This is a genomic window from Lysinibacillus sp. LZ02 (assembly GCF_050613145.1).
Taxonomy (GTDB): domain Bacteria; phylum Bacillota; class Bacilli; order Bacillales_A; family Planococcaceae; genus Lysinibacillus_B.
Window position 1 is genome coordinate 457035 of the sequence record NZ_CP192507.1, and the last position, 24829, is coordinate 481863.

Below are 24829 nucleotides of genomic sequence, written 5' to 3' on the forward strand. Positions count from 1 at the left end.
TGCTCAACACAAATAGGAAAGGAGTTAAGCCTATGCTTAACTTCTTCCTTCTATGGAGGTGATAGTGATGGAAAATATCGTCATTCTAATATGTTTTGTTCTCTTCATTTATTTATTGCTCGTCGGACATTATATTAGCTCGTTAATGTTTGTGGTAGGGATCATCGGGATTTACTTAATCGGTGGCATGGATTTGTTAAAAGGCTTTCTGCAAAATGAACCGTTTAACCGAGTTGCGGTCTATTCCTTAACAACCATTCCAATGTACATTTTAATGGCGCAATTTATTATCCAATCTGGTATTGTCAAAGATTTATATGGGCTACTTTACCGATTATCGAGAGGAAAACCAGGTCCTCTTGGCATGATGACGATTTTTCTAGGGGGGCTATTAGGGGGCGTATCGGGTTCAGGAACGGCGACATCTGCTGCCCTTGCACAAATTGCTGTACCTGAGCTAAGGAAACGTGGTTATTCCCCTGAATTAGCGGGAACAATTGCTGCTTGTGCAGGATCACTATCAGCTATCATCCCACCGAGTGTTATTTTAATTTTATATGGAGTAGTCGCTCAAATTTCAATTGGGCAACTTTTTACAGCTGCTTTAATACCAGGTATTTTACTCATGCTCATTTTTTCACTGATTACGCTTGTATATTTGAAGATTTATCAAAAGGAGATGAGTGCAACTACTCAGGAGCAGGATCAATTTGAAGAGGCTGTACCGGTTTCTCGCTATGTCATTGTGCTATTGCTAGGGACTAGTATGGGTGTCGCTATTTTTGGCGGGATTTATTTAGGGATTTTTTCACCGACAGAAGCCGGTGCAGTTGGTGCTTCCTTAGCTTTTGTGATGGCCTTATTACTTAGACAGGTGAATTGGGCTTTCATGAATGCAGCCTTAGTAGAAACAGTAAAAATTACTGTCATGGCGATGTTCATTGTAGTCGGCGCTTCTTTGTTTGGTCGCTTTATTTCTTTGTCATTAGTACCACGTAAAATTATTGATTTACTGCAACCAATTATCGATCAGCCCGTGCTGATTTTAGTTTTAATTATGATTTTCTATTTTATCCTCTTTATGTTTATCGAAAGTGTAGCCGTTATTTTAATGACTGTGCCAATCTTAACACCGATTTTAGATGTGATTCAGACAGATCCATTATGGTTCGGTATTGCACTCACAATCGTTTGTACCATTGGGATGTTAACGCCTCCTGTCGGTTTAAGTGTATATGTCGTAGGAAGTGTGACGGGCATTTCAATTGAACGATTATTTAGGGTATCGACTGTATTTGCCGTTATTAGCTCCATTATCATCATTGCCATACTCATTTTATTCCCTCAGCTTGTCACATGGTTACCGAGTCGAATGCATTAAGGGAGGTATAACATGAAGGGACTTTATAAGACGACCCACATAGGTAGAGAAGTGTGTAAGTACATTAGTTGTTTTGGTGTTTTTACCATGATGCTGCTCATAACAGCGGATGTTTTTATGCGCAATGTTTTTGGTATACCCGTCCCAGGTGTATATGAAATTACGGAAAACTTCCTCATGCCATTAGTTGTATTTCCAGCACTGGGTTATACGTATTGGGTTGGCATCTTGCCTCGATTAACAGAATTAGTCTCGAAAGCACCACGAAAGTTTCAGCTGGTCCATCATTATTTATTGCTTGTTCTTGATACGGTTGTGTTTGCTTTATTAACGTATTACGGTTTTCAGTTTGCTTTATCTGGATTGAATATCGGCATGGCCATTCCCGTGGCAGGAAAGTTAGTCCCGATTTGGCCATTTTATTTTTTAGTACCACTCGGGTTTTTCTTAGTATTAATAGAAGTGTTAATGCGCTTCGTTAAAAAAGAAGGGGACGTTATATCTCATAATGTAGGTGGGGATGAACATGTTTGAAACAATTGAAACGATGCTTGAACAAGGAATTTTAACCGTTACGTTGAATCGACCAGAAGCATTAAACAGCTATACGTACAAAATGAGTGAAGAATTAGAGCAATTATTTGATGAGGCAAAGGAGAATGACCAAGTACGTGTCATCATCATCACGGGGAAAGGTCGTGCCTTTTGTGCAGGCATGGATTTATTTGAGAGCGATACCCCCTTTAAAGTCGATGTGACAGCAGAGCAATTCCGCGATATTGGTGGAAAGGTGAGCTTGAAAATATATGAGCTCAATAAACCGATTATAGCGGCGATCAATGGTGCAGCTGTCGGGATTGGCCTTACGATGACGCTCCCGATGGATATTCGAATTGTAAAAAAAGAGGCGAAAGTAGGATTTGTATTTGCGAGAAGAGGAATTGGACCTGAAGCATGTTCAGGGTGGTTTTTAACAAAGCATGTTGGACTTGGAAAAGCGTTGGAATGGATGTATTCAGGGCGCTATATTTCAACAACAGAAGGGGTAGCAGCAGGCTTATTCCAATACGAAGTGGACGACCCGTTGCAAAAAGCGAAAGAAATTGCAACGGAAATCATACGCTATACAGCCGCCACATCAAATGCATTTACGAGAGAATTGCTGTGGACGATGGTCAATGCACCACATCCGTTTTCATCACATGAGGCAGAATCGAAATTTTTATATTGGGCTTCTCGCCAGAAGGATGTACACGAAGGGATTCAATCATTTATGGAAAAACGCAATCCACAGTTTCCATTAAAAGCTTCCGATTTACCACTGTTTTTTGACTAATTTTCTTGAGGGGAAGGGTGTTCAATTTGTTCATCACAAATATGTTGAAGCAGTATGCCACATCAAAAGCAGATCAGGTTGCAGTGCAGTTTAAAGGGGAAACCTTAACGTATCAGGAGTTGTACAGGCAAGCTGAACGCTTAGCCGCATCTTTAGAGCAAAAGGGCTATAAAAAAGGCGATATCGCGGCAATTTATATGCATAATTCTGCGCGGTTTTTAGTGAGTTATTTTGGCGTACAATTACTAGGGATGGCGGCTATGCCAATCAATACAAAGCTGGCAGTTCCTGAGGTGCAATATATTTTGAATCATTCTGAAGCAAAAGTACTCATTTGTGATCCAGTACTGGAGGAGAATGTGCTGGCAACAGGCTATGTTTTTGAGGAAATCATTAGTAGTGAAGAGACTTTACAAAAAATTATAGAAGATACTTCACTTGATGATACCCTTATCTCTGTTGAAGTCGACCCAGATGAAATGGCGATTGTCATGTATACATCAGGTACGACAGGTAAGCCAAAAGGGGTAATGCTGTCGCAACGCAATGTATATGAAACGGCAAAAATTTGGGCTGAGTCTATGGAAATGACAGAACAGGATCGAATGTTCATTTGTACACCGCTATTCCATTGTGCAGGCAGTCATGTATTTGCTGTACCGACGCTTTATGCAGGGGGTACTGTGATTATTGAAGAGGCTTTTTCACCAGAAAAGACATTGCAGCAATTAGTGGAAACAGAGGCGACAATTTTCTTCGGCGTACCGGCCATGTATATGATTTTGTTAAGTCGCCCTGATACAAGAACATTGGCGTTTCCGCATTTACGATTGTTTTGTTATGGTGCAGCCCCGATGCCATATGAAATATTACGTCAGTTAAAAGACGCATTCCCGCAAGTGCGTGTACAAAATTTATATGGGCAAACAGAAAATACACCTGCCGCTTCTTCATTATTAGATGAACAGGCCTTAGAAAAAATTGGCTCTGTCGGTCGACCGCTCGTACGGACAGAAGTGCAAGTCGTCGATGAACACGGGGAGCCTTTACCGACAGGTGCTGTTGGAGAGATTACAGTCAAGGGTCCACAAGTGATGATTGGCTATTTAAAGAACCCTGAAGAAACCGCTCGTACGTTAAAGAATGGATGGCTGTATTCTGGCGATTTAGGTCGCTTTGATGAGGAAGGCTACCTATATATTGTCGATCGTAAAAAAGATATGATGATCCGCGGTGGGGAGAATGTGTACCCGATTGAAATTGAGGATGTGTTATATCAAATCCCGGAAATTTTAGAAACCGCTGTTATCGGTGTACCTCATGAAGTGTACGGTGAAGTTCCAAAGGCATGTATAGTATTAAAAGAGGGGCAATCACTGGATGCCGATGCCATTCTGGCGTACTGTGCGAAAAATTTAGCGAAGTATAAAGTACCAGTTGAAATTGAATTCATGGATATGCTTCCACGAAACGCATCGGGGAAAGTGTTGAAGCATACGTTGAAGGTGCAGCATGCATAGTGTGGTACCAGCGTAGTACCCGGTACAAAGGCGGTACGAAGGTGGTACTACGCTGGCACCCAAAACAAAAAAGCTGAATGGCCGTAGCCATTCAGCTTTTTGTCTATCCCGAACTTCTAACAATATACGACTTCTCTCTGCTTCACCATGCTGTTTGTTTGATTAATGGACTGCTTGATGATTTTCTCGATACGTTTAAAACGAGCATTGTCTTGTGTAAGCAAAGATGTTGCAAGGCATTGTTTAAGGTAAATGGCTTTTCTGCTGACAGGAGATAGGTCTTCGTTAGTGCGTAAATAATAATCTTGTTTTTGGCTAAGCTTAAAAATAGCTGCGGCGATTTCTGCATTTTCTTCCACTAAAACAAAATCAACCCAACGCATAAAATAGAGTGCTAAGTAGTAGCTAAAGATAAATAAACGATCTGCATCCTCTTTCCATGTTTGTGTCATCTCAGCGATTTCTGCTGAATTGTTTAGCAATGTTGCAAAGTAATAGTCAGATCGATGGATAAAGTGTTGTTCCATATCTGGTATGGTGATGAATGGGTAATGCCGAATAAATACCCAACAGTTTAATACAAATGCAAGTGCATTATCACGATTATGAATTTTGACGGTAAGAGGAGCGAGTGCGTCCTCCCATGTTGTATAAAGTACTTCAAATTCCCTGAAATCTATTGTTGAAATGGGGTATAAAGAATGTTGAATTGTAAGATTTCTCATTTTCTCTATTGATTCTTCCTTTCAATTGCCAATACTACTATACATGAAATGATAGTGATACACGATGGATATAATACGATAATAAAGAGCAAGTAGGCTATTCTAGGAAGAATCTATTCAATAGGTTTATTATCGCCTTGATTGGAGCACTTATTTTTAATTTTTATATCTACTCATCCTATGGTTGGACCAATTTGTACATTTGCTATTCTTGTGGTTAGACCAGTTTTTGCATAGCTAATCATTGTGGGGGTAGCGATTGGCCAGCAATTCGATTTTTTGTGATTTATAGGAATGAGCAAACTTATAATATATATGCTCATCGTAAATGAAATATTACATTTTTTTATTTTTTTTATTAATTTTATTCCTACTATTAAATTTTATAGGAAGACAGGTGTTGGTGCAATAAATTCGGGAATAATACGAGCAAGAAAGAGGTGCTCGTATGCAAATTTATGGGATTGAGCAATGTGATGTATGTTTTGATTTAATCGATATCGTCAGCCGGAAGCAACATCAATACGTCCATTCTTATAATGTGAATTGTTTATTGTGCGAGACATGTTACGAGAAAATACTGGATATGACGGAAGACCAACTCGATTATTTCTTTCCGCCTCATATTAAACGGCAAGTCGTATATAAATATGAAGGCGTGCCATTTATGAAATGGGTGGGTCGTTCGTCGTCGTATAAAGGCTATTGGTATTAGCGAAATACCGTCTCTTCCTCCACAACTTGTGTCTTTTGTGAGAAAAAACTCTAGCATAATGGAAGTTAGACATAGGTTAGGGTATAATTATATGAAGTGATTATATGAGGGAGCATTTAATAGAGACAAAATGGTGAATCAATCATATTCAAAATTATGGGCACAGGCAGTCAAGACAGGGATTATTAAGTCCAATTTAGTCCCGATGGTCGCTGGCTTAATGCTCGCATTATATACTTATGAACTTAGTTTTATCGATAACATTTGGAATGTCGTATTCGCTTTAGCTGGTACAGCCGCGGTTATTGCAGCGGCAGGTTCGTTTAATAATGTGTATGACCGCGATATTGACGCTGTTATGCCGCGCACGAAAGTTCGACCAACTGTAACAGGGGCATTGAGTGTAAAAACAGTATTAATCGCTGCAGTGATTTTATTAATTGTAGGGATTGTTTTACTTTATTTTACAACACCGTTAGCCGCATTATTGGGGTTTCTGGGTGTGTTTTTCTATGTTGTGCCGTATACAATGTGGACAAAGCGTCGGACGATTTGGAATACAGAAGTTGGGAGTGTTTCCGGTGCGATGCCGCCATTAATCGGTTGGGCCGCAGTAGCACCAGATATTTGGCATCCAGCATGTTGGGCCTTATTTATCATTATGGTCATTTGGCAAATGCCGCATTTTTACGCGATTGCCATTCGAAAGCGTGAGGATTATGCCGCAGCCAATATCCCGATGTTACCGGTTGTAAAAGGCGAACGCCGCACATACATTCAAACGAATGTGTATTTAGTATTAGTTATGCTAACAAGCTTGTTATTCTATCCCCTTAGTCTCGGGCTGACAATTGTGTCGTTTGTCCTTGGCGGTGCGTGGTTATGGCTAAGCTTTGTTGGCTACCACAAGATGGAAGGGAAAACGTGGGCTAACAAGATGTTTACGTATTCGCTGTTCCATATGGTGGTTTTATTTGCCACAGTTATTATTTACTCGGCAGTCGGATTAATCTTACGTGCTCTATAAGCTATGAAAAACCCTTGAAGCGAATGTGCTTTGAGGGTTTTTGGCGTTTTAATGGGGGAAGTCGCGTAAAACAGGCGCGAACTCGCGTAAAAGTGTAGGGAAGTCGCGTAAAAAATCGCCAACCCCGCGTAAACCGAATGGAACTCCCCAAAAAAACACATAAAATAAAATTTTGGACTACTTCATGTAGCCGGAAAAGCTGTTATAGCAACATGTCCCTTTTGCAAAAATGAAATTTGGTCAATTAGATAAAAAAGGGCCCTTTTCTGCTATGGTACAATCGGTCGAAAAGGGGAAATAGACGTGATCGTGCTAGATAGGGAGATACCAGTAAGAGCATTGATGTTGCAAGCTGCTATACGGAGAGGGTTTCCGGAATTCGAAGAGGAACTTCAACAGATCCAATCGGGGCTTTACGGAGAGCAGTATATGGATCGGTGGTGGAGCGATATGCAATTAACGCAAGACTATGCGCTCCTTCATAATTTTTGTGTTCAATTTGGCGAGTTTACGAATCAGATGGATACCGTTTTTTTATCACGGCATTTTGCATTGGTAGTAGAGATTAAGAACATCACTGGCACAATTGCTATTGATATCGAGCGGGATCAAATGATTCGCACGCGAGAAAACGGCGAGGTCGATGTATTCCGCAACCCCATTTCACAAGTGAAACGACATCAGCGGTCACTCCAGTTTTTAATCGGCGATGTATTACCAATCGAACGGGCGGTTGTATTTGTCCATCCGAAGTCCTTATTAGGCACAATCCCAAGACAAGAAGCGGTCTTTCGGTGGGGCGGGCTAGAAGGGCATATTCGGCATTTGTTTAGCCAACACAGACTTTGTTTGTCGAGCGAGCAATTGACCGAGCTAGCGACAAATTTACGCAAGTATCACCAGCTACCGGAAAATCCATTGTCATTGGATATACAAAGGATGATTCGCGGTGTGTTGTGTAGTAAATGTCGTTACAAGGTGAAAATGGACTTTATGTATGGACAATTTGAATGTGCACAGTGCAAATGGAGAAGCATTGAGCCTGTGAGAGAAGCACTGCAAGACTACCGATTGTTGGTGAGCGAATGGATTACAAATCGTGAATTTCGCGATTTCATGGGCATTCGTTCGCAAGATGCCGCAGCCAGATTATTAAAGAAGCTCAATTTAGAGAAAGTCGGTTCAAAAAGAGGGAGTAAATATAAAATAAAATAGCTGAGTCGCGTAAAAGTGCAGGAAAGTCGCGTAAAACCGCGCCGAACCCGCGTAAAAGTGCAGGAAAGTCGCGTAAAAGAGCGCCGAATCCGCGTAAAAGTGCAGGGAAGTCGCGTAAAACCGACCCGAACTCGCGTAAAAATCCCCGACACACACAAAAACCACCCTTATGCGTAAGGATGGTTCATATGAGACAGGGAGACAACCTGATTTTTTCCTTGGCTTTTCGCCATATAAAGTGCTTGGTCAGCGATACGAAATAACTGCTTAAATTTACGAGCAATGACACTTGAGTTACAGACGACGCCCATACTAATCGTAAACTGCACATTGTATCCTTCACCTGAAACCGTCATATTTGTAAGTGCGTTGAATATGTCATTTACTTTATTGACTACTTGCTGCTGTGAAAAGTTTTTGAGTAAAATCACGAATTCATCTCCACCGTAGCGTCCAATCAATGTTTGTTCTTCCTGCACAATTTTTCGACACTGTTGTCCGACAGCTGCAATCACTTCATCCCCGACAAGATGTCCGTAATAATCATTAATCGATTTAAAGTTATCTACATCAAATACAAGGCAACAAATATGATCGCTTGTTTGTCGTGCTTCCGTTAGCCAATGATCACAGGTGGACTCTAAATAGTGACGCGTATATACCCCTGATAGTGGGTCCATATTCGCTCGGCGTTCCATTGTGGAAATGCTATGCTCGATATCCAGCTCCCTCACTTTTGAAAACAGACGCCCTTTGTATACTTGTTTTAGCATGCCAGCGTGTTTTTTCATATACTCATAGGCGTTTTCGAAGCACTGCTGTTGTTCATACGCTTGCGCATGATAAAAATAAATCCGTTTGAGTAACATATGGTTATTCGTAGATAATGCGATAATTTCTGCTTCCGATAAATAGGTAATCGCCTCGTTAAGCCGCCCTTGCTTAAGGGCAAGTAACCCTTTCGTATATAAATAACAACTGCGCTCACGTTGATTATTTTGAATAAAAGGGTTATGTGAGAGTAATTCAAGCAGTTGTGCTACATCAGTAAAGCGCTCCAGATGCACATAGGTGATAGCAAGATTACAATAAATTTGGCAATGTAAGTGCACATCTTCGGCGCAATGCGTTTTAGCGATAGCTAGCGCTTCTTGTGCCAGGATAAGCGCTTCTTCATAGTGTTCTGTTACGAGATGAAAAGTACTCATCATGCGATAGCTTTTACTTAATTCGTAAGGCAAGTTCAGCATTTGTGCGAGGCGAATACATTCTTCCATTGCTTTTTTTGCTTTATCGTAATGTTGTTCATATTCATAGATCAGGGCGTAAATGTAACATAAATTATAGTGTTCGTGCGGACTACCGTACTCATCGCATAACTGCTTGTACTGAAGTGTACTTTGAAAGGCATTTTCCATTTGTCCTAAACAATAGTAGCAAGATGCAATATTAATGTGGGCAATCATGGCGCCATATGGGTTATTATGCTGCTCAAATTCTTCTAGAAAGGTGCTCATGATGTCAATTGCCCTGTGATAATGCCCATCAGCAAATAATTGGTCGTAATGTGATTCTACATGTGGAATGGGTTTATATTTTATGCTCAATCTTTCACCTACTCTCTCTTAGGAGAAAATCACTAGTCTACATAAATCATTTATATATATTAATTATACTATTTATCCAAAAATTAGGGTATACATTTGTGGGGGTATTTTAGTGTATATTTTATGAAAAATTGTTTTTTCCTAGTGAGATGTAGTGAGAAAATAGAAAAACCTGCACGCTTAGAGGGCGCAGGTTTTAGTGGGAAGTTTCTATAGTTTAAGTGCCGCGACTTCATATAGGTAGTCGCCTAATACACGAAGTCCTTTATCGAAGTTTTCGAGATGGAAGTGCTCGTTTGGCGCATGGAAGTTTTCGCTTGATAAACCAAAGCCCATTAACACAACAGGTAAGTCAAGAATTTGGTCAAATGCTGCCACAATTGGAATCGAGCCCCCGCCACGTATATAAGCAGTCGGCACGTCATACACACGCTCATACGAACGACCTGCTGCTTGGATCACAGGGTTGTCAAACGGTGTGATGAACGGTGCCCCTTTATCAAATTCTGAAATGGTAATATCAACACCAGCAGGCTTATGCATCTCCACATGTGCTTTTAGCAGGGCAACAATTTCACCTGGGTCTTGATTTGGCACAAGGCGGCATGTAATTTTCGCGCCTGCTTCAGCAGGAAGAACCGTTTTAATGCCTTCACCAGAGAAGCCACCGAATACGCCGTTTACTTCTAACGTAGGGCGTGCCCATATTTGTTCCAGATAAGAGTAGCCCGCTTCACCAAATAATTCGTTCACGCCAACTTCTTCTTTTAATGCCTCTTCATCAAAGTTCAGGTCGCGGTAAGCTTGGCGCTCTTCTTCCGATAACGGGAGGACATTATCGTAGAAGCCTTCTACTTGAATCGTGCCGTGCTCGTCGCGGAATGACGCTAAAATGTCAGCTAATGCATGAATCGCATTTTGTACGCCGCCACCATAAAGGCCTGAGTGTAAGTCGCCCTTTGCTCCGCGCACATCAATTTGAATCCCCGTTAAACCACGTAGTCCGTAGCAAACAGCTGGCTTACCTGGTGCATAAAGCCCCGTATCTGAAATTAAAATTAAATCCGCTGCAAGCTTTTCTTTATTTTTTTCTACATAAGGCGGTAAGTTCGGACTGCCGATTTCTTCCTCACCTTCAATGATGAATTTCACATTCACCGGCAGTGTGCCATCTAGTGCAAATAATGCTTCGATTGTTTTTAGGTGCATAAATACTTGCCCTTTATCATCGGAAGCACCGCGCGCGAATAGTTTATTGTCACGTACTTGTGGTTCAAACGGCGGCGTTTCCCACAGATGTAATGGGTCCACCGGTTGCACATCGTAGTGTCCGTAAAATAGGATGGTCGGCTTGCCGGGTGCATGGAGCCAGTCACCATAAACGACAGGGTGACCACCTGTTTCATCGATCGAGATGTTTTCGAGGTTGACGCGTTTCATCGCAGCCGCTAACCAGGAAGCGGCCATTTGCATATGTTGTTTGTGTTCGGATAGGGAAGAAATACTTTGGATTCGTAAAAAATCGTTTAGTTCTGTTAAGTGTTTGTCACGATTTTCTGCAAAATAAGCATCTAAATTGGCTAAATGACTCATTTGTGAGCCTCCTTCAATAATTCGATAATAGAAATATTATACCATATGGACTGCATCGGCTGAAATTTTGAGGACCTTTATCACATGAATCACTATATTACAAAAGATTTCACTTCACCTTACATCATTGTAAGGTAAATGAAAGCAAATCCGATAGAGTGTAAGAAATAATTCTGCGAAAATAAACTTAACAAAACGAACGCTATATGGAGGCGATCTTTATGAATGAAAAACTAACTTTAATTTATAATGAATTTCATCGATATATTTATCATTTATGTTTAAAATTAACACGCAACACTTCAGAAGCAGAGGATTTAATGCAAGAAGTGTGGGTAAAAGTTGTCCGCTATGAGGATAACTTGACAGAAGTTGACCATGTAAAAGCTTGGCTTACAACGATTACAATGAATACTTTCCGCGACCGCTATCGCAAAAATGTACGCCGTAGTAAATACATGATGAGTCAACCTGAAACATTAGACGTACCGATTTTAGATTTGGTTCCCAATAATGACATTTCAACAGAAGAACAAATCGTCAAAACGGAAATTACGCAAATCGTACAAGAAAAAATGCGTCAGTTAGATGGCATTTATCAAAAAACATTATGGTATTTCTATGTGGATCAATATTCATTAGCGGAAATTTCAACGATTATGAAAGTGTCAGTAGGTACGGTGAAATCACGTTTATTCCGTGCAAAAGCAAGACTAAAGGAAATTTTGTTAGCAGATCAAAAACTAGAAGCTGTTGTAACCGCTTAATCTTCGGCATAACGTCTATCGTGGCGTTATGCTTTTTTGCTTCCTGGAGGGGAGGGGGCAAAAGCCAGCTGTATCCGAGCAAAAGCCAGGCTATCCGGTCAAAAGCCGCTGGTATCCGAGCAAAAAGCCAGGCTATCCGGTCAAAAAGTAGCCGAGCGGTCAAAACGAATGCGTAAGCGGTCAAAAGGCGCTGGTATCCGAGCAAAACGTGGCTGTATCCGAGCAAAAAGCCGGGCTATCCGGTCAAAACCAACCCCAGCCCACATTAAAACTCAAAAAAATCCACGAGAATAATAGATTCTCGTGGATTTTTAACTGTCATGCACACATTTATTAAAAATCGTACGCATTGTGTCGATTTCTTCTTCGGTTAGCATGCCGAACAAATGGTTAATGAGTGTATCAATTTGTTTTCGAGATTGCTCCAATACATGAAGTCCCTGTGCTGTAATGGAGATTTGGGAAGCGCGACGATCATTTTCGCTTTGTGTTTTTTCTATAAAACCAGACTTTAATAGTTTTGTAGTAAGCACTGTTACGCCGCCTGTTGTCACCTTCAAACGATCGGCGATAGCCGAGGGACGCTTTGGGCCTTCGCTTGCTAAATATTCAAGAATTAAAATATGAGATTTAGAAAAACCAAGTTCATTGTGGTTATTCCATTCATTCGCGACTTTACGTTCAAGGGCCGATATTGATTCGAACAGAGCAGCTAGGCTTTCTTTTCTTTTCTGGTCCATTTTGTTCAACTCCAACACAGTCTTTCGCAAATTTATGTAAAAAAGGAAAGCGGATGATATTACTCAACCGCTAATTGTTGTAAGGCATTTAGTTCAAACGCACGTACTTTACGCGGAATGAAACGACGAATGTCCATTTCATTATAGCCAACTTGGATGCGTTTTTCATCTAATAGAATAGGGCTACGTAGCATACGAGGATGCTGTTGAATTAAATTGAACAACTCCTGAATGGATAATTGATCAATATCGACTTGTAAATTTTTAAAATCATTGGAGTTTGTTGCAATGATTTCATCTGTTCCATCTTCCGTCATACTTAAAATATTTTTAAATTCAGCTAGAGTAAGTGGCTGTGATGTAATACGTTTTTCAGTGTAAGCAATATTATTTTCATTTAACCATTTTAAAGCTTTTCGTGATGAGGAACAGCTAGATTGTGTATAAATTGTTACTGACATAATGAAATTCCTCGCTTTCGATTGTTTGATTTTTGAAATAGCTTACGAATAAGATAATTATTATACTTTTATCTTACAAGTAAGATATATGTTTTGCAAGTGTTTTTTTTGTAAATAGACTGTGTATGTAAAAGTTTATCCATTTACTTGTATACCCAGCTCTTTATAAATATATACGTCATTTTTGAGAAAAAGTTTCAGAAAAATGCTATTCATTTACTCAGAACGAAAAAATACCTACAAATAACCTGTTGGTGAGTCAAAAGGCGGTATTAGTATGTATGATTTTATTTTCGTTCTCATGCATTATATAGAAATAAAATTTTCCATTACTGGAGAATGAGTGTATATCCGCCTCTAGACGGAGAGGAAAATCCATTTGGGGACTGTTAAAGGAAATCGCGATTCCAAGTACGATAAGTGTAACAAAACGAAAGGAGCACAACAGATGAAGAACTTTTTAAAATACACAGCAGTTGGTTTTGTCGTCATTATGTTAGTAGCGATTTTAGGACCAATGATCGGAGGATTTTTACTTGGTTCAGCAATCGCCATCTTCGGTGTTTGGGGCTATCAACGCAGCCAGTCTTTCGTGATGAAGCTGCTAAATATCACGATTGTCGCCGCGGGTGTCATGTTTGCGATTGGGAGTGTGCCATTCCTTCTATTATTAGCGGCACCTGTAGTGGGTTACTACACATATAAAGTATGTAAAGACGGCAACTTCAAATTAAAAGAGCAAGACCCATTCGACAATTTTGAAGTCGAGTGGAACAAATTAACGAAATGATAAGGAGCGAGTACACATGAATGTATTACAACGTTTAAGTACAACAGTAGAGGCAATGTTACATGATTTATTTGATTCAGCGGAGCGCAAAAATCCAATTGGGATGCTGAACCAATATGTTCGTCAGGCAGAGAAGGAAACAGAAAAGGTAGGGAAACTCGTGACGCGTCAATACGAGTTGAAAGAAAAAATTGCTGCTGAATTACGAGAAGTAGAGGGGAAACTCGCGAAACGTATGGAGCAAGTAGCGTTAGCAGAAGCAACGGGGGAGCAAGATTTAATCGACTTTACCCAAGCAGAGGTGCAAGCTTATGCAAGCCGAAAAGCATTGCTACAACAAAGCTATGATGAAGCAGCGGCAGAGCATACGAAGCTGGAGCAACAATTTGAACAAATGAAGCACCGTCTACAAGATATGAAAGTGCGTCAATTACAATTAATGAGCAAGGAAAATGTCGCGCATGCGAACTATCGTATGCAAGAAGTTTCGTCCAAGCAAGCCGATATGCATACCGGTAAATTTGACGATGCGGCCGATTATATTGACCGTCTCGCATCGAAAGTGAATCACAACTATGAGGTGACGACTTTTGAGCGACGTTTAGCCGCACTGGAGCAAAAGCAGTAGTATAATAAGGGATGTGAAGGCACTCTTCACTCGGCTGCACGCCTTGTCTGTCAAGCGTTTTCAAGACAGTCTGCATCTTATCCTGTTTTTAAGATTTACCTAAAAATAAGTGTAGACAAAGTCGAACATCGACTTTGTCTACACTTTTCGATGTAAAATCAATAAGGAGGTGGGCAACAAATGAAAAATACAATACTGATTATTATTGGACTCATTATTTTTATTGAACTATTTCTTTTTCATAACGGTGGGGTATGGTTCTTATTGTTTGCCTTTGCTCTTTATCGATTAAGTGTGCGTAAAGGGGAAAAAATGTACGCTGTCGCCGCGCTGATCTTTTTCCTATTGGCGCTATTGTCGATGGTGACGGTGAGGTGGCTCATTCCGGTAGCGGTGATTTATTGGCTTTATACAAGGCACCGAAAAGAGTTGTATGTTGCGGGTCCGTATATGACGCCAGAAAAGCCGTATGCTTGGCAACAGCAAGCGGTGACCCGTCTGTTTGGTAACATCACCATCGATGCAACGAACACGATTTTGCCGTTAGAGCCGACGTTCATTTCGATTTTTCAAGGCATTGGCAAAACAACGATTTTCGTTCCGTATGATGTGGCTTGTACCATTGTAGTCAATCAAGGGTTCGGAAAAGTGCTCATTAATGGGCACGTGACGGACGCCAAAAAACAAGTGTTGCTCGATCAAGGGGCAAGACGAACATGTATGATTCACGTATCAAATGGACTGGGCGAGGTGGAAATATGGCAAAAATAATTGGCTTTTGCTTTCGTACACTATTGCTCATGATTTTGTTAAGTGTTTTTGTGTATGGAGCACTTTTCTTGTTATACGGTCAGCCGAGTGAAAAAAATTGGCGACCACTCATAGAAGAGTCACTTTATACGAACGGGATGCCGTATATCGTAATGATTGTACTCGGTATTGTGCTCGCGAGTTTTCTCATTTCGCTGTGGATGACGTTTATTATTGTATCGAAGGATTTTCAAACGAGTAGACAAATCAAGCGATTACTCGATATTGAACGGTACAAGGAGCCGACATTATCACCGCGCGCGACACGTAAGTCATTAACTGAAGTAGCGGAGCTCATCGATCAACAGCGCAAGACGTTACACCGCATTACAAATGAAAAAGTAGAAGCGGATGAAACGATTGTCCGGCAGCGTTTAGTCGAAGAACGACAACGGCTAGCAAGGGAATTACATGATTCTGTCTCCCAGCAATTATTTGCTGCATCAATGCTGTTATCAAGCGTCACTGAAAATAATGAAGACGCCGCGATTTTAGTGCAGATCGAAAAAATTGTCCAGCAAGCGCAGCTCGAAATGCGGGCACTCCTCTTACATTTACGTCCGATTGCTTTACAAAATAAGACGTTAGCCCAAGGATTACGAGAGTTAATCGAAGAATTGCAACAAAAGGCGAATATGCAACTACATTATGAGTTAGCCGATGTGCCGTTAACGAAAGCGCAGGAGGACCATTTATTCCGTATTGCGCAAGAGGCATTATCGAATACACTGCGACACGCAAAAGCAACAGATGTCGAGTTGCTCTTAATGGAAAGAGAAAAAATGTACATTTTGCGTATTCAAGATAACGGGGTAGGCTTTGACATGCAAGATGAAAAGCTTGGCTCATACGGACTGAAAAATATCGTCGAACGTGCAACGGAAATCGGTGGGGTATGTACGGTGACATCGGTTGTGGGGCAAGGGACAAAGATTGAAGTTCAAATTGCGAAGGGGGTTTCAGCAGATGATTAAGATTGTCGTGGCAGATGATCATGAAATGGTGCGCATTGGCGTCGTCGCCTATCTTTCTGCACAGACGGATATGGAAGTAGTCGGGGAAGCGGCAGATGGTGTCGAAGCGGTCGAAAAGGCGCTCACGCTACGCCCGGATATTGTGCTCCTTGATAATGTGATGCCGAATAAGACCGGGGTAGAAGCGGCAACGGACATTTTAAAGCAGTGGCCCGAAGCGAAAATTATGATGGTAACGAGCTTTTTAGATGATGACAAAGTGTATCCAGCGCTGGAAGCAGGCGCGGTCAGTTATTTACTGAAAACATCGAATGCGAAGCAAATTGCCGATGCAATTCGTCGTACCGTCAACGGAGAATCGGTATTAGAGCCAGAAGTGACGGCGAAAATGATGCAACGTTTGCGCGGCGCGAATACGACCGCACTACATGATGAGTTAACAGAGCGCGAAATGGAAGTATTGCTCCTGCTTGCTCAAGGGAAAACAAATCAACACATTGCCGATGAACTATTTATAGGGATCAAAACGGTGAAAACACATGTGAGTAATATTTTATCCAAGCTTGACGTACAAGACCGTACACAGGCAGTCGTCTATGCTTTTCAACAGGGACTTGTCTAAACAAAAAGCATTCGACCGTCAGAACTGGCTGGCCGAATGCTTTTTTATTTAATCTTTTTGTAATGTTGTCATACGGAATGGATCTAGGATCACATCGATTTCTTCTGCTGTGAAGTAACCGTATTTTAAGCATAGCGAGCGTACGGATTCGTTTGTTTCTAACGCTTCACGTGCAAGCTTCGAAGCGATTTCGTAGCCAACATGTGGTGCAATCGCTGTAATAACACCGATACTGCGCTCCACGTTATTACGTAGTACTTCTTCGTTCGCACGGATACCTTTTAAGCAGTATTCCGTAAAGGCAGTAAAGCCATTTGTCATAATGCGAACCGATTGTAATAAGTTGAATACAAGAACAGGCTCCATTACGTTTAGCTCGAATTGGCCTGCTTCAGACGCCATGGAAATCGTTGTATCGTTCCCAACAACTTGGAAGCCAATTTGGTTGATGACTTCTAACATAACCGGGTTTACTTTCCCAGGCATAATCGATGAACCTGGTTGGCGTTCCGGTAGTAAAATTTCAGCAAAACCTGTTTTTGGACCAGATGCCATAAGACGAAGGTCATTACAGATTTTCGACATATTGAGCATACAGATTTTTAATGCACCTGAAACTTCTGTGTAAATGTCTGTATTTTGTGTGCCATCCACATGATCTTCACATTGCTTGAATGGAAGTCCAGTGTTTTCTTGCACGTACTCAACTGCCGATTTAATATAAGCAGCATCAGCATTCAAGCAAGTACCGATTGCTGTTGCTCCAAGGTTAATTTCATATAAATCTTCTTTTGTTTGCTTAATGCGTTTAATATCACGGCGTAGCACTTTCGCATAAGCAAGGAATTCTTGTCCGAGTCGGATTGGCACAGCATCTTGTAAATGCGTACGCCCCATTTTAATAATATGGTCAAATTCCTTCGCTTTCGCTTCGAATGCTTCAACCATTGTTTCCATTACGTTTAATAGCTCAATTAACACCGTTACCGTTGATACATGAATCGCTGTTGGGAATGCATCATTTGTAGACTGTGCCATGTTTACATGGGAGTTTGGACTAATGATGGCATAATTGCCTTTTTCGTGACCAAGAATTTCAAGCGCACGATTGGCGATGACTTCATTTGCATTCATATTTAATGAAGTACCCGCTCCACCTTGAATTGGGTCAACAATAAATTGATCGTGCCACTGTCCTTCCATAATTTCATCTGCTGCTTGAATGATGGCATTGGCAATCACAGCATCTAAATGGTTTGTTGCAAGGTTCGCTTGGGCTGCCGATTTTTTCACGATCGCGAATGCACGAATTAGCTCCGGATCCACTACTTGTCCAGTAATCGGGAAGTTCTCCTTTGCGCGCATTGTTTGAATTCCGTAGTAAACATTTTTTGAAATTTCCATTGTACCTAAAAAGTCTTTTTCGATACGTGGCGTCATTGTAATTCGCTCCTTAGAAGATTATATTGCCATTGTATAGGAAGTATTTGAAAAAGTTAAATAGAAAATGTATTCCGACGATTTGCATGCAGAGGGTTTCCTATTATGTTGTGTTGTCGATATAATACGTGTACATAAGAAAGATGATTTTTATATCGGGAGGAACAAAAAATGATTCGATCAGTCGGTACAGGCGGCACAAATTTAAACGGTCAAGCGCCGCGAAGAACGCAATCTCAGCCTCGAGCAGAATTTCCGAAGATTGGAACGAAGCCGCTATTAACAGAGGAAGAAGTAAAATCTACACGCAAGCAAGTAATGGTCGGTGTAAAACCGAATGCCGCGATGCAGTCCATATTAGATGAAGAACATGGTGTGATGCGACTGAATGCAGACGGCGACCGATTAGAAGTAAGCAAAAAAGCCATTTCGTTAGCGAAAGAAAAATTATTTGTTTGATGAAGAAGGTTGGGGTTGTCTATTATTGGCCCAAAGTTGTCTATTAACTAGAGTGGATTGTCTATAATCGTTCAGGAGTTGTCTATTATCAATCCCAAGTTGTCTATTAAATCCCAAAATATAAGCGGCACAAAAAAACTATGCCAGCAATCAGCTGGCATAGTTACCTCAAACTTATAAATCCGTTTTCCCTGATGTGAACCAGTCTTGGACGTCCCATACTTTTGTCGCTAAGCCTTCGTAGAAATCAGGCTCGTGGGATACGAGGACAATCGTACCTTTGAATGCCTGCATCGCACGTTTTAGTTCATTTTTGGCATCGATATCTAAGTGGTTTGTCGGTTCGTCAAATACAAGCCAGTTTGTTTCGTGCATCATCAGCTTACATAAACGAACTTTCGCTTGCTCACCACCAGATAGGGAATTCAGTGGGCGTTGGATATGCTCTGATTTTAAGCCAGCGCGCGCTAAAGCAGCACGAACTTGCGCTTGTTCCATCGACGGGAACGCATTCCACACATCATCAATTGGCGTAATTTTATCGGCTTTTACTTCCTGTTCGAAGTAAGACGGATGTAAATAATCCCCGCGTATTACTTTTCCACCAAGTGGGTTGATTTTGCCAAGCATCGTTTTGAGTAATGTCGATTTCCCGACACCGTTCATGCCGACTAAGGCAATTTTTTCGCCGCGCTCGATTTCGAATGTCAGCGGTGGCAGTAACGGCTTGTCCTTGTCATAGCCAATTAATAAATCTTCCGCTTCCACGACATAACGGCTTGAAGCACGAGTTTCTTTAAAGCCGAACTCTGGTTTGACAGCTGTTTCCGGGCGGTCGATACGCTCTAAGCGATCAAGCTGCTTCGCACGTGATTTCGCACGACCTGTCGTCGAGTAACGTGCCTTATTTTTCGCGATGAAGTCCTCTTGCTTTTTAATAAATTCCTGCTGCTTTTCATACGCATCAATATGCTGACGTTTATTGATTTCAGCTAGCTCTAAAAACTTCTCGTATGTCGCTGTGTAACGTGTCATTTTCGAGAACTCTAAGTGGAAAATCACATCGACCACTTCATTCATAAATTCCGTATCATGCGAAATGAGTAGGAAAGCATGTGGGTAATTTTTCAAATAGTTTCTTAACCATGAAACGTGCTCTTCATCTAAATAGTTCGTCGGCTCGTCTAGTAATAATACTTTTGGCTTTTCAAGTAAAAGCTTTGCAAGCAATACTTTCGTACGTTGTCCACCTGAAAGGGCTGCTACGTCACGCTCAAGGCCGATTGCATCTAGCCCTAAACCACGCGCTACCTCTTCAATTTTCATATCTAATGAATAGAAATCACCTGCATCTAGTGCATCTTGAATTTCCGCCATTTTTTCTAAAAGTGTTTCATAATCTGCATCTGGGTCCGCCATTTGCATCGAAATTTCATTTAGTTCTTCTTCCTTTTTATAAAGCGGCAAGAACGCATCACGTAACACATCGCGCATTGTGCGACCTGCTGTTAATACCGTGTGCTGATCCAGGTAGCCGTAATGTGTACCAGGTAGCCATTCCACTTTTCCTGTATCGTGAATTTGTTGCCCTGTAATGATACCCATTAATGTCGATTTCCCGACACCGTTTGCGCCAACTAAACCGATGTGGTCGCCTTCTACAAGACGGAATGAAACATCTTTAAAAAGTGTACGGTCGCCAAATGAATGTCCTAAATTTTCAACTGTTAAAATTGCCATACCTATCCTCCAACTATTGCTTCGTTATTTTCATATAAAAACTCGCGGTGGAAAATACCGCGAGCAGATTAGAAAGCAGCCAGCTGTTTGTTTAATTCTGCTAGTCGTGCTTCCATTTTCTCAAGGCGCTCTAAAGCTTGTTTCACTGAACCTTCGTGCCCTAATGATTCAAGCTTTTCCATATCGCCTTGTAGGTTGATATAGTCCATTTTTAACTCTGTAATTTCCTGTTGAACTTGTGCTTTCGTAAGCATAAAAAATACGCCCCTTTACAAACAATCGCTACGCCTTATTGTAGCACATGAAAGGGAAGTTTGAGAATGAGGGAGATTCAGGCAAGTACATCTAAAAATACATTCGATATTAAGCAAGTAAAAAACACGCTTACAACTGTGCTAAATGGCGCCCGTATGCAAAGTCTAGTAATAGCGCTTGCAAAATTTCATTGTTTCCTAATATATCTAATGAGCGCTGCTTGCGAATGGCGCGGTCTCGGCGATGCTCATGAAGAAGTAGCTCCATCACGGCATTTTGAATGGACGATTGTTTAATTTTACGCCCTAAACCTAAATGGATAAAACCGTTCAATTCGCGTGCAAAGGAATGTCCAATTTCACGTTCTTGCTGCGCCAGCGTAATACATGGAATGCTGACGGCGGCCACTTTATACGGTGTATAGTTATTGTTACATACGACAATATCGGCACTATGAAGTAGCTCGTATAAAGCATCACTCTTTTGCACAATTTTCCCGTTGCGGCGGCTCAGCAGCATCATTTGTAAATCACTGACGGAATGCTTATATTCATCATCGATTGCCACCGAAATTTTAAGTGGAATATGCAGCTGGGTTAAATGGCGCAATGTACGGTATGTGAGATTGTTTTCATCCCCGTCCTCAAAGGCAATAACAATATGGGGGGGATCATTTTCAATCATCGTATTGCGCTCGGCTGCAATTTCTTGCAATTGTTCCTCTACTGCAAATGCATAGCTACCTGCTAATGTATTAGGTGGTAATAGTTCACCTGAGCCTAGCTCCTCAAATAGCGCCAATACATTGCAGTCCACTAATACATTGCCACTCCCGAAATCATCGAAGTGAACCATTGTTTTACACAACGGTCGTAGCAATTCGATTTGTTCAATTAATGAATCTCTACCATCTTGGATGATTAAATCTAACTCTAAATTACGGAGTGCCTTGACAAGCTCCTCGTACTTTTCAAATAAAACAGGTGTAATACCTGAATCTTCAAATTGTTTTAATATAATCGGATTGTTTGTTTTAATAAACATAAATACTGATTCTTCATCTAATAACTTACTTAAAATCATTGCTCGTTTAAATGGATATAAGCCTTTAAAAGGGCATTGTTCTACGATAAAAGCAATTTTTCTTTTTTGATTTGGCATGTTTCATCGCATCCTTTCTCTTGCATGTTCTTTTTAAAATATGGTGAAAAATTGGTAAGTATGTGTGAAAATGAAACAAAAAGCATATCAAACTATGAGTAAAGGTGTTTTTCTAAAGCCATTTCCATTTTTAGAAGAGTTTTAAATAGAAAGGTGGTTTTTTATATGGGCATGCGTTCAGCAATTGTCGTTGGTGCAACGGGACTAGTCGGATCAAAGCTTGTGCAGCTGCTTTGTGAAAGTAAGGAATATATTTCGGTCACAGTGCTTACAAGAAGACAACTGAACTATACACATAAAAAATTAGTAGAACGAATGGTGAATTTTGATGAGTTAGTTGAATCTGATTTGGAGTTTGCTGATGACGTATTTTGCTGTCTCGGGACAACGATTAAAAAAGCAGGGACGAGAGAACAATTTGAAAAGGTGGATATTGAGTATCCGCTACATATTGCAGCGATGGCGAAAAAGCGTGGTATCCAGCATTTCATCGTCATTTCAGCCATGGGGGCCAATGAAAAATCGATGGCGTATTACAACCGGGTAAAAGGGAAGCTCGAAAAAGAGTTGATTGACATGGATTTGCCACAGCTCTCCATCGTGCGCCCATCGCTGCTTGTCGGCAATCGCCAAGAATTTCGACTAGGGGAAAAAGTAGGGGAAGTCGCACTTCGAACGCTCAATCCACTCCTCATTGGCCCGCTGAAAAAAGCGCGTTCCATTGAAGCGAGTCAAGTCGCTCTTGCCATGAAAGTCATTGCACTACACGGCCAAAAACAGAAAGTCTCGATTTATTCATCCGATGAGCTTATGGCGATGCATATGCCAGCTACAGAGGCGAAAGAGGACATGTCCCGAGAAAGTATATTTAATTGGGACAAACGAAAAAATGACGAGGTCCCTCTAGATGAAGAAGTCGTATTTGACCGTGATAAATTAAAGGAATTAGAAGTAAAAAAAGAACAAAAATAATCTACAGATAGTAAAAGACCGTCTAGAAAACGGAGGAATGGCTATGCCTCATTTTATTTTATTTGAACTCACCTGTATTATTTTTCTCGGTATGTTAGCACAATGGGTTGCATGGCGTTTCCGCATACCTGCCATTGTTGCGATGTCACTGATGGGCTTAATCATTGGCCCGTTTACGGGGTTATTTAATCCGTCTGAAACATTCGGCGATGTGTTTAATCCATTTATCTCCCTTGCTGTGGCGATTATTTTATTTGAAGGTAGCTTGAGTCTCGATTTCCGAGAAATAAGAGGGTTTCGCAAGGCAATTTTACGTGTTTCCACAGTCGGTGCGTTGATCGCGTGGATTGCGGGCTCTCTTGCGGCTCACTATGTAGCCGGGCTTTCATGGGCCGTGGCATTTGTCATCGGGGGTTTATTTATCGTAACAGGCCCGACTGTCATTCTGCCTCTTTTACGGCAAGCAAAATTAAAAGAACGACCGGCCGCCATTTTAAAGTGGGAAGGGATTGTCGTCGATCCGTTTGGGGCATTACTTGCGTTATTTGCCTTTCAAGTTGTACTTACGACGAATCATTTAGAAGGTGGTACAACGATTCTGGCGTTTTTCTTATCCTCTGTTGCCGCCGCTGTTATTGGGGCAGCGTTTGGCTTCATACTTGGTATCTTATTAGAGCGGGGCTTCATTCCAGAATACTTAAAATCGCCAATTGTGCTTGCATCTGTCCTCATGTCCTTCGCGCTTTCCGATTTAATCATGCACGAAACGGGTTTATTAGCCGTTACAGCGATGGGACTGGTGATGGCGAATATGCACTTAACGAGTCATCATGATTTATTGCATTTTAAAGAAAATATTTCGGTGCTATTGATTTCGAGCGTGTTTATTATGTTAACAGCGTCACTGACAATGGATACGTTATTGGCCATTTTAAATTGGCGTATGTTGTTATTTGTGTTAGCGATGATGTTTATCGTGAGACCGTTATCGATGTGGATTGCGACGATCAACGTAGGGCTCACAAAAGAAGAAAGGACACTGATCGGGTGGATTGCACCACGCGGGATTGTAGCGTTAACCGTGTCCGGTTACTTTGCAAATGCTTTACAAAATGCCGGATTTCAAAGTGCCCAACTGTTAACAGCCTTAACGCTCGCACTTGTTTTTGCTACCGTATTAGCGCACGGTTTTTCGATTACGTGGCTCGCCCGTAAATTACATTTACAAGCAACGACCGAATCAGGGGTTGTCATTGTTGGAGGGAGCCCATTTACAGCACTACTAGGGGAGGCACTCGCTTCCTTTAATAAGCCAGTGTTAGTTATGGATCGATCGTGGCAAAATTTATATGAAGCCCGTCAAGCAGGACTTACTACTGAAGTAGGCGATGTGTTAAGTGAACAGACAGAGTTTTACGTAGATTTGGGACCGTATGACCGACTCATTGCAGCTACAGAAGAAGATGCTTACAATGCACTCATTTGCATCAACTTTGTACCTGAATGGGGACGAGAAGCATTGTATCAGACCGCCATTCACTCAGGTGACCCGACCAATTATTCGAAATCGCTCGGCGGGAAAACACTGCTCACAGAAGGATTAGACATCCACAAATTGAATGATTTAGTGCGGGGCGGCTATGTGATTCGTAAAACAACGATTTCAGAGCAATACACATACAAAATGTATCGCGAAGATAATGAACATCAAGTCATTCCGCTCTTTACGATCGGACCAGGAAAAGACTTACATTTCTTCGTCAATGGCAAAGTACGTACCGTCATTGAACCAGGCATGGTCGTCGTCAGTCTGTCACCACCAAATACGCCGTAACACTGAAATTGTATGAATTGAATGGATATAGCTAATTAACCACAGTATAAAAATCCC

25 protein-coding genes are annotated in these 24829 nt (G+C 41.2%); 16 read left to right on the plus strand and 9 right to left on the minus strand.

Annotated elements, in window-relative coordinates; translation table 11 throughout:
- Positions 1 to 67 precede the first annotated feature (67 nt).
- From ACQQ2I_RS02130 to ACQQ2I_RS02145, 4 genes are read left to right on the plus strand one after another with little or no spacing between them, the layout of a single operon-like run.
- Positions 68 to 1381 carry a TRAP transporter large permease gene (locus tag ACQQ2I_RS02130; RefSeq protein ID WP_431028914.1) on the plus strand — a complete coding sequence of 438 codons (1314 nt, stop codon included), beginning with the start codon at positions 68 to 70 and terminating at the stop codon, positions 1379 to 1381.
- A 12-nt stretch (positions 1382 to 1393) separates the two neighbouring features.
- Complete coding sequence (locus tag ACQQ2I_RS02135; RefSeq protein ID WP_431028915.1) at positions 1394 to 1915, plus strand: TRAP transporter small permease; 522 nt, start codon at positions 1394 to 1396, stop codon at positions 1913 to 1915.
- A complete protein-coding gene (locus ACQQ2I_RS02140; protein ID WP_431028916.1) occupies positions 1908 to 2717 on the plus strand; it encodes an enoyl-CoA hydratase-related protein in 810 nt (269 codons plus the stop codon). Before ACQQ2I_RS02135 ends, ACQQ2I_RS02140 begins: the two co-directional genes overlap by 8 nt.
- A gap of 26 nt (positions 2718 to 2743) precedes the next feature.
- The gene (locus ACQQ2I_RS02145; RefSeq protein ID WP_431028917.1) at positions 2744 to 4237 is read left to right on the plus strand and encodes a class I adenylate-forming enzyme family protein; all 1494 of its coding nucleotides are present in this window, start codon (positions 2744 to 2746) and stop codon (positions 4235 to 4237) included.
- Between the two features lie 116 nt (positions 4238 to 4353).
- Here the strand turns inward: ACQQ2I_RS02145 and ACQQ2I_RS02150 are convergent, their stop codons facing one another.
- A complete protein-coding gene (locus ACQQ2I_RS02150; protein WP_431028918.1) occupies positions 4354 to 4962 on the minus strand; it encodes a hypothetical protein in 609 nt (202 codons plus the stop codon).
- 448 nt (positions 4963 to 5410) lie between these two features.
- Between ACQQ2I_RS02150 and ACQQ2I_RS02155 the strand changes: the two genes are divergently transcribed.
- From ACQQ2I_RS02155 to ACQQ2I_RS02165, 3 genes are all read left to right on the plus strand, one after another.
- On the plus strand, positions 5411 to 5677 hold the full coding sequence (locus ACQQ2I_RS02155; protein ID WP_431028919.1) for a hypothetical protein: 267 nt from the start codon (positions 5411 to 5413) through the stop codon (positions 5675 to 5677).
- Positions 5678 to 5807: 130 nt separating this feature from the next.
- Positions 5808 to 6704, plus strand: a complete 897-nt coding sequence (gene cyoE, locus ACQQ2I_RS02160) for a heme o synthase (RefSeq protein ID WP_431028920.1) — start codon at positions 5808 to 5810, stop codon at positions 6702 to 6704.
- Positions 6705 to 7007: 303 nt separating this feature from the next.
- Entirely contained in the window at positions 7008 to 7919 is a 912-nt protein-coding gene (locus tag ACQQ2I_RS02165; RefSeq protein ID WP_431028921.1) for a nuclease-related domain-containing protein, read from the plus strand.
- A 167-nt stretch (positions 7920 to 8086) separates the two neighbouring features.
- Here ACQQ2I_RS02165 and ACQQ2I_RS02170 read toward each other — a convergent pair whose 3' ends face one another.
- The gene (locus ACQQ2I_RS02170; protein WP_431028922.1) at positions 8087 to 9526 is read right to left on the minus strand and encodes a tetratricopeptide repeat-containing diguanylate cyclase; all 1440 of its coding nucleotides are present in this window, start codon (positions 9524 to 9526) and stop codon (positions 8087 to 8089) included.
- A 210-nt stretch (positions 9527 to 9736) separates the two neighbouring features.
- Positions 9737 to 11119 (minus strand): dipeptidase, encoded by a 1383-nt coding sequence (locus tag ACQQ2I_RS02175; protein WP_431028923.1) that lies wholly within the window; start codon positions 11117 to 11119, stop codon positions 9737 to 9739.
- 221 nt (positions 11120 to 11340) lie between these two features.
- On the opposite strand from ACQQ2I_RS02175, the gene ACQQ2I_RS02180 reads away from it, so the two are divergent.
- A complete protein-coding gene (locus ACQQ2I_RS02180) occupies positions 11341 to 11886 on the plus strand; it encodes an RNA polymerase sigma factor (protein ID WP_391368083.1) in 546 nt (181 codons plus the stop codon).
- Between the two features lie 311 nt (positions 11887 to 12197).
- Here ACQQ2I_RS02180 and ACQQ2I_RS02185 read toward each other — a convergent pair whose 3' ends face one another.
- Both ACQQ2I_RS02185 and spx read right to left on the minus strand, forming a co-directional pair.
- Complete coding sequence (locus tag ACQQ2I_RS02185) at positions 12198 to 12626, minus strand: MarR family winged helix-turn-helix transcriptional regulator (protein WP_431028924.1); 429 nt, start codon at positions 12624 to 12626, stop codon at positions 12198 to 12200.
- 59 nt (positions 12627 to 12685) lie between these two features.
- Positions 12686 to 13087 carry a transcriptional regulator Spx gene (spx, locus tag ACQQ2I_RS02190; protein ID WP_391368078.1) on the minus strand — a complete coding sequence of 134 codons (402 nt, stop codon included), beginning with the start codon at positions 13085 to 13087 and terminating at the stop codon, positions 12686 to 12688.
- 448 nt (positions 13088 to 13535) lie between these two features.
- On the opposite strand from spx, the gene ACQQ2I_RS02195 reads away from it, so the two are divergent.
- The 5 genes from ACQQ2I_RS02195 (at position 13536) to ACQQ2I_RS02215 (ending at position 16911) form a co-directional block, all read left to right on the plus strand.
- Entirely contained in the window at positions 13536 to 13877 is a 342-nt protein-coding gene (locus ACQQ2I_RS02195) for a hypothetical protein (RefSeq protein WP_431028926.1), read from the plus strand.
- A gap of 16 nt (positions 13878 to 13893) precedes the next feature.
- Entirely contained in the window at positions 13894 to 14505 is a 612-nt protein-coding gene (locus ACQQ2I_RS02200) for a PspA/IM30 family protein (RefSeq protein WP_431028927.1), read from the plus strand.
- Between the two features lie 180 nt (positions 14506 to 14685).
- On the plus strand, positions 14686 to 15276 hold the full coding sequence (locus ACQQ2I_RS02205) for a LiaF domain-containing protein (RefSeq protein ID WP_431028928.1): 591 nt from the start codon (positions 14686 to 14688) through the stop codon (positions 15274 to 15276).
- Entirely contained in the window at positions 15264 to 16289 is a 1026-nt protein-coding gene (locus tag ACQQ2I_RS02210; protein WP_431028929.1) for a sensor histidine kinase, read from the plus strand. The genes ACQQ2I_RS02205 and ACQQ2I_RS02210 overlap by 13 nt, the downstream gene beginning before the upstream one ends.
- The gene (locus ACQQ2I_RS02215; protein ID WP_431028930.1) at positions 16282 to 16911 is read left to right on the plus strand and encodes a response regulator; all 630 of its coding nucleotides are present in this window, start codon (positions 16282 to 16284) and stop codon (positions 16909 to 16911) included. The genes ACQQ2I_RS02210 and ACQQ2I_RS02215 overlap by 8 nt, the downstream gene beginning before the upstream one ends.
- A gap of 48 nt (positions 16912 to 16959) precedes the next feature.
- On the opposite strand, the gene aspA is transcribed toward ACQQ2I_RS02215, so the two are convergent.
- A complete protein-coding gene (aspA, locus tag ACQQ2I_RS02220) occupies positions 16960 to 18351 on the minus strand; it encodes an aspartate ammonia-lyase (RefSeq protein WP_431028931.1) in 1392 nt (463 codons plus the stop codon).
- 171 nt (positions 18352 to 18522) lie between these two features.
- Between aspA and ACQQ2I_RS02225 the strand changes: the two genes are divergently transcribed.
- Positions 18523 to 18810: a DNA primase gene (locus tag ACQQ2I_RS02225; RefSeq protein WP_431028932.1), complete on the plus strand. Its 288-nt coding sequence runs from the start codon at positions 18523 to 18525 to the stop codon at positions 18808 to 18810.
- 174 nt (positions 18811 to 18984) lie between these two features.
- Here ACQQ2I_RS02225 and ACQQ2I_RS02230 read toward each other — a convergent pair whose 3' ends face one another.
- From ACQQ2I_RS02230 to ACQQ2I_RS02240, 3 genes are all read right to left on the minus strand, one after another.
- Entirely contained in the window at positions 18985 to 20550 is a 1566-nt protein-coding gene (locus tag ACQQ2I_RS02230; RefSeq protein ID WP_431028934.1) for an ABC-F family ATP-binding cassette domain-containing protein, read from the minus strand.
- 68 nt (positions 20551 to 20618) lie between these two features.
- A complete protein-coding gene (locus tag ACQQ2I_RS02235) occupies positions 20619 to 20804 on the minus strand; it encodes an SE1832 family protein (RefSeq protein ID WP_391368052.1) in 186 nt (61 codons plus the stop codon).
- A 130-nt stretch (positions 20805 to 20934) separates the two neighbouring features.
- Positions 20935 to 21966: a PseG/SpsG family protein gene (locus ACQQ2I_RS02240; RefSeq protein ID WP_431028935.1), complete on the minus strand. Its 1032-nt coding sequence runs from the start codon at positions 21964 to 21966 to the stop codon at positions 20935 to 20937.
- Between the two features lie 165 nt (positions 21967 to 22131).
- Here ACQQ2I_RS02240 and ACQQ2I_RS02245 point away from each other — a divergent pair, with 165 nt between their 5' ends.
- Together ACQQ2I_RS02245 and ACQQ2I_RS02250 are read left to right on the plus strand one after the other, a co-directional pair.
- The gene (locus tag ACQQ2I_RS02245; protein WP_431028936.1) at positions 22132 to 22938 is read left to right on the plus strand and encodes an oxidoreductase; all 807 of its coding nucleotides are present in this window, start codon (positions 22132 to 22134) and stop codon (positions 22936 to 22938) included.
- 43 nt (positions 22939 to 22981) lie between these two features.
- Positions 22982 to 24772, plus strand: a complete 1791-nt coding sequence (locus ACQQ2I_RS02250) for a cation:proton antiporter (protein ID WP_431028937.1) — start codon at positions 22982 to 22984, stop codon at positions 24770 to 24772.
- The last annotated feature ends 57 nt before the right edge of the window (positions 24773 to 24829 follow it).